Source organism: Paraglaciecola sp. 25GB23A (assembly GCF_040012495.1).
Taxonomy (GTDB): Bacteria; Pseudomonadota; Gammaproteobacteria; order Enterobacterales; family Alteromonadaceae; genus Paraglaciecola.
This window is the reverse complement of record NZ_JBDYKM010000005.1, coordinates 145,401-158,465: the sequence shown is the minus strand read 5'-3', so window position 1 is coordinate 158,465 and position 13,065 is coordinate 145,401. Positions and strand designations below refer to the sequence as shown.

The window sequence follows — 13,065 nt, the reverse complement described above, 5'->3', positions numbered from 1 at the left end:
TTAAAAACATAGGGATAATACAATGCAAATAAAACTACTAGCAGTTCTTGGTGTGCTTGGTTCGCTTAGCTTTTCAGTTGTTCAAGCTCAAGATGCCTTCGAGAACACAAAAATAAGCAGTCAGCGCTTAAACGAATCTGTTTACATGTTGACTGGCATGGGCGGAAATATCGGTGTTTCAGCAGGTGAGGATGGCATTTTGATTATTGATGATCAATATGCGCCATTAGCCGATAAGATCGCTGTCGCCATTGGTGATATTTCCAAAGCCAAAATGAAATATGTAGTTAACACTCATTATCATGGAGATCACACTGGTTCTAACGCATATTTTAGCGAAGTTCAAAACACCACGATTTTTGCGCATGAGAATGTGCGTAGTCGTCTACAAGCTGATAAGGAAGTAAAAGCTTCGGCCTTACCGGTAGTGACATTTGCAGATGGGATCACGTTTCATTTCAATGGCGAGACAATTAAGGTAAGCCACATGCCAGCTGGCCATACGGATAGCGATAGTGTTATTTGGTTCGAAAAAGCCAATGTATTACATGCCGGTGATTTGTTTTTTGAAGGTCGTTTTCCCTATATTGATTTAGATGGCGGAGGCACAGTTGCGGGCTATATCAAAAATGTTCAAAGTTTGATCGCAATGTTAAATGATGACACGCAAATCATACCTGGCCATGGCAAATTGGCGAGCAAAGCAGATTATCAAATGGTTTTGAATATGCTTGTCGAAACCGCTGAATATGTGAAAACTAAAAAAGCGCAGGGTGTTAGCCTTGGCGATTTAACAAAGGCTGGTTTGGGCGATAAATGGAAGAGCTGGTCTTGGCAGTTCATTAATGAAGAAAAATGGATAAGTACTTTGTACAAAGGTCAGTAGTTTGCTCAATGTAAGCCACGACTATGAGCTAGCACTTGCTACTAATGAACAAGTGCTAGAGCTGAAAAACTGGTTCAGCAGTCAACAGCAAATCTTAACATGGGGTGGACCTGATTTGGTCTATCCTGTGGCGAATGAAGACTTTATAAGCATTTTAAGGGCCCCTCATCTTAACTCTTATTGTATTACTGATTCAGCTCAGCATTTACTGGCATTCGGACAATACTATTTAAGGTTGGACCGTCACCATCTCGGGCGTTTAGCAGTTAATCCAAACTATAGAAATCAAGGTATAGCCAAAGTTCTGATAGCAGGATTACTAGACCAAGCAGTTAAAAACAATAAACCCCGTGAGGCTTCGCTATTTGTATTTAAGGATAATGTTGCCGCCCTTCATTGTTACCAGAATATGGGTTTTAGGGAAGAGACCTATCCTGAGGCGATGCCAGAAAATATGCCAAACTGTGTGTATATGGTGTTGCGTTAAGCCAATTTGAGTCAGGCTTTAGGTATTATTTATTAGTGGTTTTAGCTTCTGGGTAGATCGAAAATTTTAATAATACGCTATGAAATAAGGATACATTGGTGATGTATAACACGTGCGTATAGCCCTTTTGCATGGCATTGATTTTGGTATATACATTCAGATCAAGCTTAGATATTTGAGCCAACCGTTTGCTGGTTAAAGGCGTATTGGGATCAGTGCAACGCATTGCACTTAAATGGGTTACAAAAGGTTCAATCGCATTTTTACTCACGTGACTACTGATCTGACTACGGACTTTACCAAACAAAAAGTCCTGTTCTTTAATAAAAATGATTTGTTTGTTATTACTACGCACGACATGCACAACATGGGCGTCTCTTTGATTCTTGCGTAACATGTCTTCTAGCAACTGAGACTTCGGTCCCGTAGCGTCCTTATCGGCTAAAAATCCATGCAAAGGCACTTCGTTGCCTAATACGTCAAATGGCTGTAAGTCAAAACTTTCTTCTTTGTGATAAATGGTTTTGAGGCGATCGATGGTAAATCGGTTGTTGGTTATTAACACTGACGCGCAGGGTAAATTACGAATACTTAGCTCCCATAAAAAGCGATAAATATTGCGTTGCCGTATGCTCAGGTCTCGCTGGTTAAAATATTCACTATTGTTACTAAATAAACCACGTAACTTTTGTCCTTCGGTTTTAACCAATTGTTCAGGTAACTTAAGATGCAAAATACCGGAAGTTTTGTCGTATTTGACTATTTGGTATTTTTGGCCGCTTAGTTTAAGGACTTTGACCGAGATTTTGATTTGCTCTTCGAAGTTTATATCACCCGGCTTATTCAAGGTTAGTTTTAAACCATGTGCCGACAGATCATTCAAAGTTGCCTCATGTTGCTTAAACAAGCCCACTTTGATTATTGCGGGTGCATTCATTAAATAACGAGCTTCGGCTCGTCGATCAGTTTGATCTTCCATCACAATTGCAATAGACCAGCGGCTTAAGTCATCAATAATAACCTTCGGAAAAGGTTTTAACGGCTCGGGTTGGGCTATTTTTAGATTACCAATCCAGTTGGTCACATCTTTACAGAAAAGTATGTGACTGATCTGACTTAACTCACCGTATTCACTGGCAATGATATCATGAATATCAAAGGCCACGGATTTATGGCTAGCTTCGACCGTTTCTAAACGATATTGAATTACACTAAATTTATCTGATAGGGTCGCTAACTGAATAAATTGCTTGATTAAGCCATTGTTGGCCAATTGCCGATGAGTAGCGGCAACATGCACCTCTTGGTTTTTGTTTTCCAACACGCCTTTAAGCAGAAAAGTTTCTTTGTGTACTTGCAACTCTTTAATTAAATTATAAAAAATATTGTGGGTGGGTAAATCTTTGAGGTTTGAATAGCGGCTGTTGTATTCTAAATTAGTCGGCGTCATTAACTCAAAAAGGGGCTGTAATTGACCGTCTTTTTGGCCAAGAAATAGCGGGATCCAAGGACTATTCGCTAGAATTCTATCGCGTTCCAAGTTTTGCATAACCCGTTCAATTTCTAATTCTCGTTGCAAAGGAAACTGATTAACAGCGTTTTCAACATATTTAGCTAGACGTTCAATAAATTTTTTCGGGGTTGCGGGGGATAAACTAAAAGCAGTCTCAAATACCGACGATTCTTTATTAAAATTGGTGTCGGTTAATACATAGGTAATGTCGGTTTGTTTATCAGTAAATCCAGCCACCTTGGGAAAGGTAAATACAAAAACGCTGTTTTCGGTTTCAATCACTGGCGTGCGTTTGGTTTCTACTACCATACCTTTGTGGGATAAGGATAAGACCGGGCAGTTTTTGCCTTTGTCAAAAGTAGGGCTAAAAACCGTAAAGTTAGGGCGAATGGCTAAGTCTTCACCAAAATCGATATCATTAAAATATTGCGATTCAACACAAAAGGCTTTGACAATTTTTTCTTGCTGTTCTTGTTTTATAAATGATTGATAGTGTTCCGAGTTCATCACCGACTCGAATACCCCTACCGTATAGCGGTCGGAAAAACGGTTAGTTTCACGCTGTAATATCTCTTGTCCCACTTTATCTAAACGCATGGCAATGCCAAAATGTTTAAACTTCAGAACGGGAAATTTAGCAAACTGTGAGTTATCGGCTGATGCATCGGTTAGAGAAGTCAAGCGTATGACCTCTTCTTTAATAATATTTCGTACGCGGCTAGGCAGTCGACCAGAAAATTTATTCAGCCCTTCAAGCAGGCGATTTTCCTGTTGCAGGGGTATCAGTTTATTGATGAGCGATTTATATTGTTTTATAACAAGCGCATCATCACTGATTTTGTCTGGTATTAAAGGAGAACTCGACAAACTTAGACCTTTAGGTTGTTAGTATTTTACAAAGTTAAAACAGTCGACACCCATTATGTAATAGTAATGTAACAAAAAGTAAACAACTTACGTAGAGTTCAAGTTAAATAAGTAGTAATAGCTTATTTTTTAAAACGTTGTTCACCACCTATCCATGTTTGCAGCACTTGGGTACGCCAAATATCTTTTGACTCAACTTTAAATATGTCTTGGTCGACCAAAATGAAATCAGCCCATTTGCCTGGGGTCAAGCCACCTAATATTTTTTCTTGGTGGGCTGCATAAGCAGCATCTAGGGTAAATGCACGAAACGCTTGTTGAACGCTCAGTGCTTCCTCAGGGATCCAACCATCAACAGGTTGATTATCTCTATCTTGCCTTGTCACTGCTGCATGCAGACCGTAAAAGGGATTGGCTAATTCAACGGGAAAATCCGAGCCAAATGCGAGGGGCGAACCTTGTTTTAAAAAAGAGTGCCATGCATATGCACCTTTTAAGCGCTCTGCTCCAATACGGTCTTCGGCCATGTTTTTGTCGCTGGTGGCGTGTGTGGGCTGCATTGAGGGAATAATTTTTAAACTAAGAAAGCGGGGGATATCTTCAACGGCTACAACTTGTGCATGCTCCACTCGGTTGCGAAGTTCTTGACCACCAATCCGTTTAAAACTGTCCTCAAACTGGTCAAGTACCATACGGTTGGCACGATCACCTATAGCATGAAAATTCAATTGAAACCCGTGACCTAGAACAAGATCGAATAGGGGTTTAAATTCTGATTTGCGAGTAAGTAATAAGCCACTATTTTCAGGTGCATCCGAATAAGGTGCTAAGAGAGCTGCACCTCTGCTGCCTAATGCTCCATCACCATAGGCTTTTACACTGCGAATCGACAAGTAATCATACTGATCTTGTACAAAGCCCTTTTCAAGCATAGCGCTGAGATTGGGGGCAGTAGCTGCAATCATGGGATAGATACGCACAGGTAGAGTATGTTCTGCCACGCGTTGTTGATAATACTCATAAACACTCTCACCAATTCCAGCATCATGAGCGCTGGTAATGCCCACAGAAAGTAGGTGTTTACCGGCAGCGTTTAATTTACTTTTAAGGCTTTCTGTTGATGATTTAGGTAAATGTGCGGTCAGTAGTAAATCGGCATTATCTATTAAAACTCCCGTTGGATTGCCGCTTTTATCTCTGACAATTTTACCGCCGGGTGGATCTAGTGTTTCTTTGGTAATGCCCGCTAATGCGAGTGCTTTACTATTGACCCAGCTTGCATGGCCGTCGACACGAGACAACATCACGGGACGATCGCTAATATATTCATCTAATTGTTTGGCTGTCGGAAAGGCTTTGTCAGGCCATAACACTTGATTCCAACCACGGCCGGTTATCCATGCAAGTTCACTATTTTGATTCGCGTAATCTCTTACTTTTTGTGCGGCTAAGGCTGCTGAGCCAATATCCCGCAAATCTACCTCAAGTAGTGTTTCACCCAAGCCCATAATATGGCCATGTGCATCGATTAAGCCGGGTAACAAGACCCTGTTATTGCCATCAATTAGGGTGGCCGTTGGGTAGCTGGTAATGAGTTCTTGGTTGCCGATGGCAAGTACCTTACCACCATCAAATACGAGATTGCTGAAGACAATAAGTTGACCATCGTTATCTAAGGTATAGCCTCTGACGTTAGTAATATGAGTAGGCGCAGCAGATGCCACGAAACTCAAGATGCTAATAGCAACAATCAACCAAATTCTCATAGTAATTCCCTTAAGTTCTCATTATTTTGAGTCTGCAAGTGCACTACGTGATATTACGCAGCGATATGCTCTAAAAAATATGCTTATGTTTTGTCACAAAAGACGGGTTAAAGCAAGATATTAGGGCGTTCATCTAAGTGATTGGTGTGCCAAATCTGTTGCATCTTAAGATTATCAATATTGCCACCGGATAAGATAACTACCACAGTTTGTTTATTTGATTTGCCGGCTAACCAACGACACACGGCATGCATACTCATGGCGCAAGTGGGTTCAACATGAATTTTTAATAAATGTTGTAACCATTGAGTCCAGTAGGCAATACCTTTTTCGTCAACCTCCACGATATCGTCAAGCTGTTGTAAAAAAGGAAAGGTCAAATTACCCACGGCTAAGGTCGCAGCACCGTCCGCCAAGGTTTGAGGGGCCTCAGCTAATGATTGAATTTTACCTAGGCGCACTGACTGCGCAGCATCGTTACCAAGCAGAGGTTCCACACCTATCACTGCGCAATTTGGATGTTGCGCCTTAGTATAAATATACGTACCCGCAATGAGGCCACCGCCACCGACGGGCGCGAAAATACCATCCACATAGCCTGTTTGTGCGAAACAATCAGCAGCGACGGTACCTTGTCCGGCAATAATGTCAGGATGGTTGAAAGGCGGTACCCACAAGGTATCTGGTTGTAATGCGGCTTGTTTTACTCGTTCGTCGGCTTCTTTGCGCGTAGGGCTGAGTATTAGCTCGGCGCCATAAAAACGGGTCGCTGCTGCTTTGACACTGGAAATATTTTGGCCACTATAAACCGTTGCTTTAACGCCCAGCAGTTTGGCTGCGTAAGCAACTGCTTGCGCATGATTACCTGAGCTACTGGCAACAATATTGTTAGCTAAGCGGCCTTCCTCTTTGGCTTTAAGCAACATATTTAAGGCACCACGAATTTTAAAAGCGCCGACTTTTTGTAAACATTCAGCTTTAAACAAAACTCTGTGACCTAACCATTCATTTAATAACGATGACTCAAGTATAGGTGTGTGATTTATATGTGGATTAATACGATGTTGCGCAGCTTGAATATCATCAATAGTCACTGTCTGCATGGCTGCTTATTTGCGTTTAAAAGGTTCATTATTGAGAAGCTCATAGTTTAACATGGTGATATAGTTTATTTTTAACATGGATTTATCTAAATCCAAAACAATTGCGCAAGAGGGAATATATGGGTCTGTTAGATGGTTTATTAGGTAATGCTTCAGAAGTCGATGTCGAAACAGTTGCACAAGAGCTAGCCCCTATTATTGGAGAGACTGAATCTATACAGCGTGTATTTAAAGTGATCCGCGATATGTATGTATTCACTAATAAACGTCTTATCTTGATTGACAAGCAAGGGATTACAGGTCGTAAGGTGGATTATCATTCAATACCCTATCGCGCGATTACTCAATTTAAATTGGAAACGGCAGGGCATTTTGATTTAGACGCCGAATTGAAAATTTGGATTTCAGGTCAAGATAATCCCATTATCAAAGAATTGAAAAAAGACACAGTAGTGGGCATACAGCAAACATTAGCAACGCATATGTTTGCTTGATTTTTAAATACAAAGACTAACGATGACCAAGCTTTACCGGGTTTAAATAAGCCATATCTGAGAAATAATAAGCGAGTGCAGACAATATGCTAGCTTACAAAAAATGAATCAACATGCCTTGCTTTTGGGAATGTTCTGGAACTTTATGTTGCTTGTATTGAGGAGGTTGCAACTGTAGTAGAGGTAGTAGCTGCTCATAACCAGAAAAAATAATGGCTTCGTTGACGACCTTAAACGTGGATGTCTCGTTATCACTCCTCCTCGCTCGGTTTTATAAAGTGTTATAGTCAGTAGTCATGCAACTATTGGCTAAAACAATTTCAGTCAATAGTCATTATCAATGATTAGAGGGTCCTCCTAGCCGATGACGCACAACACACCGCTGTCCTTGCATTTTAAAGACAAACATATTTGGCTAGATATGATTTTATTAGCCTTATTGTTTATTGTGGCTCATTATTTTCCGCTGCTAAAAATTGTACCCTTAATCGCAAGTTTGGAACTATTTAGTTTTTTCTGTTTTCACTTATTGGCTAAGGGTAGCCGTTTTCAGCTACAGGGATTTTTGGGTGGATTTATCTCTAGTACGGCGGTTTTTTTACAAGTATTAAACGAGCATAAATTTGCCGCGACACCAGACAAAGATGTGTTACTGGCTCTATTATTTGCCATTTGTGCCATGTTGTTAGAATGTGTGTTTATCATCTATTTTTTGACTGAAACTGCACCACTAAATTACTACTTGCCATTTGTTGCTCAGCTAGTCTTTTTTTGTAGCATTATTTTTTATATCAATATCAGTAAACATCCGCGATTCATCAGCGAATTTGATGGTGAGCCAGTGCCAGAAATTGAGCTGTTGAACGATCATCCCATTGTGTGGAAAAACGTCATTAAGCTATCACTATTTATCCTCGCTATTATATGGCTTATGCATTTTATTGGCAGTGAATTTGGCTTATCCCGTGGTCTGAGTACCTTATTAGTATCACTTTTTGAAGCTCATGCTATTCTCGCCTCGTTAATGACTGAATGGTCTATAAGCCCAAATGAGATTCAACTTTTGCCGTTGTTTTTAGTTATCTTATTAGGCAATACCTTGAGTAAATCGTACTTGGTATACAAGGGCACTAACCTGCGGCAAAAAGGGTTTTTTATTACGGTAATTATCCTTGCACTAGTGCTCGCTACTGCAGCCACTTTGATGGGAATTAATCTGCTGGAATAATACTAACAACAAAGCGTAGTATTGATTATTAATGACTATATTGTTGTTTGTTTTTGACCACAGATAACTTGACTTTAGCGCTGATTATTACATTTCAATCGAACGTTAATTTTCGCCTTGTATAGCCAGTAGTTCCGCGGGTATAACTATTTCAAGCGTGAGCAAAAACTGTTGGGCACTTTGCATAGTTAGGCATCGTTGAGGCTGAACAGGCTGTCCCTTAAAATAAGCTAATAAATATTCGTTATCCTCAGGATTATCCACAATCCAGCACTCAGCTTTTTGATTACGTCTGTCTAAATCAACATGGTACTTGGCATGTCGAATTGAATCAGGGACGTGCCAGCCACGCATATCGACCAATAAAGTCCAGACTTTACCGCGCATCTGAGCGAGAATTTCAGCTAAGTCAGATAAATAAGCCAGATCATGTTGAATTGACCAATGACCTTGTAAATTAACAAAAATCAGAGCGTCAAAACAAGTGATGGAATGTGAAGCTTGAGTAGTCATTAAGTTGCGGTATTTCCAAAAGGATAAATTATGGTGATGCTTAATTAGACTGCAAAATATCAGTATTAAAGAGCACTGCTAATACCCACCTATTCTAGCAGAATTTAATGATTTGGCGATGCCTAGAAATAGCTTGAATGCGACACGGCCTCTCACGATAATTTTACCTTGCGTCAAAAGGAAATGGTCTGTGGCTACTAAGGTCACTGCAGAGCATATGGCCTGTGGAAAACAATAATCTTGTTCGCGTAGGAACATTTTTTTGCTTCAAGACAGCAGATTGTCTAACAATCACCTCGCGCACCGGATAAAAACGTTTAGCTTTTGTGATACTTTCGGGACATCTACTTCACATACTTCAACTCGCGATTAACCAAACTAACTATTCAAGCGAGGATTGAAGATGATTAAATTAAAACCTACTTATATTGCGGCGTTACTGGCTTTGAGCAGCACGGCGTCTAATGCTGCTGAACTCAATATCGAAATTCAAAATTTAACCCATGGTATCTATTTTACGCCTATCGCAGCAGTGGTTCACACACCTGAAACGAGTCTTTTTGAAGTTGGCGAGGCTGCCAGTACCGAATTGCAAATGATGGCTGAAGGGGGGGCGCTGGATGGTTTGTCGACCATTGCAACGTCTATCAATGCTGATGTTCTGGCTAACCCTGCTGGTGGTTTGTTGGCACCATCGGCTAAGGCTGCGGGTGCCCTAAGTACTGCTGCTGGCAATACTGTTTTGTCGGTAGTAGCCATGATGTTGCCCACTAACGATGGTTTTATTGGTTTAGACAATTGGACCATTCCGACTGAAACTGGCACCTATACCATTTATTTGAATGCCTATGATGCTGGCACCGAAGCTAATGATGAGATTCGGGGTAGTGGCGTTCCGGGTATGCCAGGTATGCCAGTGCCTCCTCCGCTTGAAACCTTAGTTGGCCAAGGTGGTAGCGGTGTTGCAGGTGCTGATACTAACGCGACTGTACACATTCATCGTGGCAGTATTGGCGATAATTCTATGACGGACGGCAATAGTGACGTTTCCAATACCGTGCAACGTTGGTTGAATCCAGTGGCTAAAGTGACAGTCACTGTCAACTAAGGAGTAATGTATGTATCAGCTTAAAAAATTACCTCTGGCTACCTTAGTGAGCAGTATTTTGCTGCTTACTGCCTGTGGTGACGATAAAATTGTCGAGGTCATTAAAGAGGTAGAGGTTGAAGTGCCAGCACCAGTGCCGACCCCGGTCAACTTTAGCTATGAAATTACGGTTACCAATTTAACCAACAGTCAACCTTTGTCGCCTGTCGCTGTGATCTTGCATAAACAGAGTCACGTGTTTTCTGTGGGAGGCATTGCTTCTCTCGAACTCGAGCAAATGGCTGAGGGTGGTGATAATTCTGGTTTGATGAACTGGGGCTTTGGTCTGGCTAGCCGCTCTGGCGCAGCGCCGATTGGGCCGGGCGCAAGTGAGACCATCATGATTACTATTGAGGACGTGAGTGATGCTAATTTGTCGTTAGCTTCAATGTTAGTGAATACAAATGATGGTTTTAGCGGTCTTGATGCTTGGAATGTAAGTCAACTAGCGTTAGGTGACTCTTGGACAACTAATGCATTTACTTATGATGCAGGTACCGAAGCCAATACTGAAGCTGCAGGAACCATTCCTGGACCAGCGGATGGCAGTGAGGGTGCAGGCTTTAATACCGACAGGGATGATAGTGGTTTTATTTCTATGCATCCGGGAGTGGTGAGCAGTGATGACGGTTTAAATACATCGATTCTCACTCAGGCCCATAAGTTTGATAATCCGAGTATGCGCATTAAGGTAACCCGCATTGAATAGCACCCAGCAATGAAGAGTTAAATTAACCACCTTACGCGCTTACCACTGAGCGCGTTTATGCATTTTGTTTTAAACGTTTTTTCACATTGAGTAATGACAGATAAAAGGACAACTAAGGATGACAGATAAGGTATTGGTGGTGGAAGATGATATCGATATTGCTAATCTTATTCGGGTTAATCTGGTGGAGCTGGGCATTGAAATCGAACATGAAATAGATGGCCAACTTGCTTTGAAAAAAGCGCTAGATAAACACTACTCAGTGCTGTTGTTAGATATTATGTTGCCCGGTATGAGTGGTTTGGATATTTGTCGTCAGGTGCGCGAAAAAAAGCCCGAACAAGCCATTATCATGTTAACTGCAAAAAACTCCGAAACAGACCGCGTGCTTGGTTTAGAGCTGGGCGCCGACGATTATATGACTAAACCCTTTAGTGTGCGTGAATTGCAGGCCAGAGTGAGGTCGCAATTACGTAAAGTACATTTTTTGCAACAAGCGACTCAAGAACAGGGGCTCAGCCCAGAAAAAGCCATTAACATCGGCAATCTAAGAATTGATCAGCAGACTCATCAAGTAAAATTGGCCGAACAGCTGCTGGACTTAACCGCAACAGAATTCGAGTTGCTTTTTCACCTTGCTAGCCATCCTAATCAGGTTTTTAGTCGTTGCCAGTTATTAGAGTCGGTGTGGGGTTATCATCACAGTGGTTACGAACATACGGTTAACTCTCACATTAATCGCTTACGCGCCAAAATAGAGCTAGATGCAACGGCTCCACGAATTGTCCAGACAGTGTGGGGCGTAGGTTATAAATTTAATCCACAAGGAGTGGCCTTATGAAACTGTGTTTTTATCAACGTATGGCCTTGTCTTTGGTGGCGGTTTTTATTTTGGTGATGGTTTTATTTGTGTGGTTTAGCGGGCAGATGCAAGCGCTTTCCAAAAGTGAAGCAGAGCAAAAACTCCACCTGGGTTTAGCAGAGCATTTGGTGAGCGACAATCCTCTATTGCAACAAGGTAAGTATGACCATGACACCTTGGAAAATCTATTCCATACCCTGATGGTATTGGGCCCTAATTTTGAATTTTATTTTGTTGATAGCGGTGGCAATATCCTAGCCTACTCAGCTGAACCGGGTAAGGTTAAGTTAGATAAAATAAGACTTGAACCGATGTTACAGTTGGTCGAAGGAAGTAATGACTTCCCTATTTTGGGCGATGATCCGCGGCAAATAGCCGGTCAAAAAATATTTTCAGCAGCGCCTGTCTATCAAAACAATATATTACAGGGATACTTGTACGTCATTATCGGTGGGCAAATTTATGACTCGATTATTGATAGCTTAAAAAGCAGTCAGACCCTCAGAGAATTTGCTTTTTTGCTAGTCAGCAGCATGATTTTTTTACTTGTTGCCCTGCTTGTTTTGTTCAAATATTTTACTGCGCCACTTAAATTATTGAGTAATGAAATGGAGCAAATATGCGGCGAAGACTTCCAATTCGAGCATCGAGTCACGCAGTTAAGCCGTTGGCGTAAGGGGAGTAAAGATGAGGTGCAAAGATTAGGTTGTGCCTTTAATGATATGTTGCATCACATTGACAAACAGTTTTCCCAATTGCAGCAAATAGACAAACAAAGACGCATACTACTCGCTGATTTGTCACATGATCTGCGCACGCCCTTGGCTAATTTACAGGGTTATATTGAAACGCTTGCCCTCAACGCCGATAATTTGAGTGAACAAGACCGCAGGCGGTTTGTAGAAATATCCTTAAAAAATTCAAAAAATCTCAAACGTTTAATCGACCAGATATTTGAGCTAGCCTATCTGGAGGGTGAGCAAGTGACACTTAATCAAGAGTCATTTTTGTTGGGGGAATTACTTTATGATATCACCGCAAAATTCGCCCTTAAGGCCAAAGAAAAAAATATTAGCCTAACGATTAGCCCTGCTCAGTTTGATTTTCAGGTCTTTGCTGATATTGGAAAGTTAGAGAGAGTAATGACTAACTTGCTTGAAAATGCTATCCGCCATACACCGATAAATGGCAAGGTTGAACTTGAGGTAAACCAACATAAAGACAAGCTCAGAATCAATATACGTGATTCGGGAGTGGGTATCAGCGACAAAGAAATTGGCTTTATTTTTGATGCCCGCTATCAAGCCAGTAACAGCGAAAAAGACAGCAATATGCATGCAGGATTAGGTTTGGCTATTTGTAAAAAGTTAATTGATCTGTTTGATTCTTCGCTGACGGTCGAAAGTCAATTGGGCCAAGGCTCTTGTTTTAGTTTTGAGCTTAAATTAGTCAGTTAATTCGATTAATTGTTCTGTAATGCAGATTTAATA

At 41.2% G+C, this 13,065-nt stretch carries 12 protein-coding genes; 8 read left to right on the top strand and 4 right to left on the bottom strand.

Annotated features, from left to right (window positions below; all coding sequences use genetic code 11):
- Nucleotides 1-22 precede the first annotated feature (22 nt).
- Both ABKW31_RS11080 and ABKW31_RS11075 read left to right on the top strand, forming a co-directional pair.
- Entirely contained in the window at nt 23-886 is an 864-nt protein-coding gene (locus ABKW31_RS11080; RefSeq protein WP_348616420.1) for an MBL fold metallo-hydrolase, read from the top strand.
- A 1-nt stretch (nt 887) separates the two neighbouring features.
- Nucleotides 888-1,373: a GNAT family N-acetyltransferase gene (locus ABKW31_RS11075; protein WP_348616419.1), complete on the top strand. Its 486-nt coding sequence runs from the start codon at nt 888-890 to the stop codon at nt 1,371-1,373.
- 25 nt (nt 1,374-1,398) lie between these two features.
- On the opposite strand, the gene ABKW31_RS11070 is transcribed toward ABKW31_RS11075, so the two are convergent.
- The 3 genes from ABKW31_RS11070 to ABKW31_RS11060 form a co-directional block, all read right to left on the bottom strand.
- Nucleotides 1,399-3,753 (bottom strand): PilZ domain-containing protein, encoded by a 2,355-nt coding sequence (locus tag ABKW31_RS11070; protein WP_348616418.1) that lies wholly within the window; start codon nt 3,751-3,753, stop codon nt 1,399-1,401.
- 122 nt (nt 3,754-3,875) lie between these two features.
- The gene (locus tag ABKW31_RS11065; protein ID WP_348616416.1) at nt 3,876-5,519 is read right to left on the bottom strand and encodes an amidohydrolase; all 1,644 of its coding nucleotides are present in this window, start codon (nt 5,517-5,519) and stop codon (nt 3,876-3,878) included.
- 107 nt (nt 5,520-5,626) lie between these two features.
- Nucleotides 5,627-6,622, bottom strand: coding sequence for a serine/threonine dehydratase (locus ABKW31_RS11060; RefSeq protein WP_348616415.1), 996 nt, complete (start codon nt 6,620-6,622; stop codon nt 5,627-5,629).
- A gap of 119 nt (nt 6,623-6,741) precedes the next feature.
- On the opposite strand from ABKW31_RS11060, the gene ABKW31_RS11055 reads away from it, so the two are divergent.
- Both ABKW31_RS11055 and ABKW31_RS11050 read left to right on the top strand, forming a co-directional pair.
- On the top strand, nt 6,742-7,116 hold the full coding sequence (locus ABKW31_RS11055) for a PH domain-containing protein (protein WP_348616414.1): 375 nt from the start codon (nt 6,742-6,744) through the stop codon (nt 7,114-7,116).
- Nucleotides 7,117-7,480: 364 nt separating this feature from the next.
- The gene (locus tag ABKW31_RS11050; RefSeq protein WP_348616413.1) at nt 7,481-8,344 is read left to right on the top strand and encodes a DUF4010 domain-containing protein; all 864 of its coding nucleotides are present in this window, start codon (nt 7,481-7,483) and stop codon (nt 8,342-8,344) included.
- Nucleotides 8,345-8,449: 105 nt separating this feature from the next.
- Here ABKW31_RS11050 and ABKW31_RS11045 read toward each other — a convergent pair whose 3' ends face one another.
- The gene (locus ABKW31_RS11045) at nt 8,450-8,857 is read right to left on the bottom strand and encodes a hypothetical protein (protein ID WP_348616412.1); all 408 of its coding nucleotides are present in this window, start codon (nt 8,855-8,857) and stop codon (nt 8,450-8,452) included.
- A gap of 403 nt (nt 8,858-9,260) precedes the next feature.
- On the opposite strand from ABKW31_RS11045, the gene ABKW31_RS11040 reads away from it, so the two are divergent.
- From ABKW31_RS11040 to ABKW31_RS11025, 4 genes are all read left to right on the top strand, one after another.
- A complete protein-coding gene (locus ABKW31_RS11040) occupies nt 9,261-9,965 on the top strand; it encodes a spondin domain-containing protein (protein WP_348616411.1) in 705 nt (234 codons plus the stop codon).
- Nucleotides 9,966-9,975: 10 nt separating this feature from the next.
- On the top strand, nt 9,976-10,713 hold the full coding sequence (locus ABKW31_RS11035) for a spondin domain-containing protein (RefSeq protein ID WP_348616410.1): 738 nt from the start codon (nt 9,976-9,978) through the stop codon (nt 10,711-10,713).
- A 118-nt stretch (nt 10,714-10,831) separates the two neighbouring features.
- Entirely contained in the window at nt 10,832-11,554 is a 723-nt protein-coding gene (locus ABKW31_RS11030; protein WP_348616409.1) for a response regulator transcription factor, read from the top strand.
- Nucleotides 11,551-13,032, top strand: coding sequence for a HAMP domain-containing sensor histidine kinase (locus ABKW31_RS11025; protein ID WP_348616408.1), 1,482 nt, complete (start codon nt 11,551-11,553; stop codon nt 13,030-13,032). Before ABKW31_RS11030 ends, ABKW31_RS11025 begins: the two co-directional genes overlap by 4 nt.
- Nucleotides 13,033-13,065: the final 33 nt, after the last annotated feature.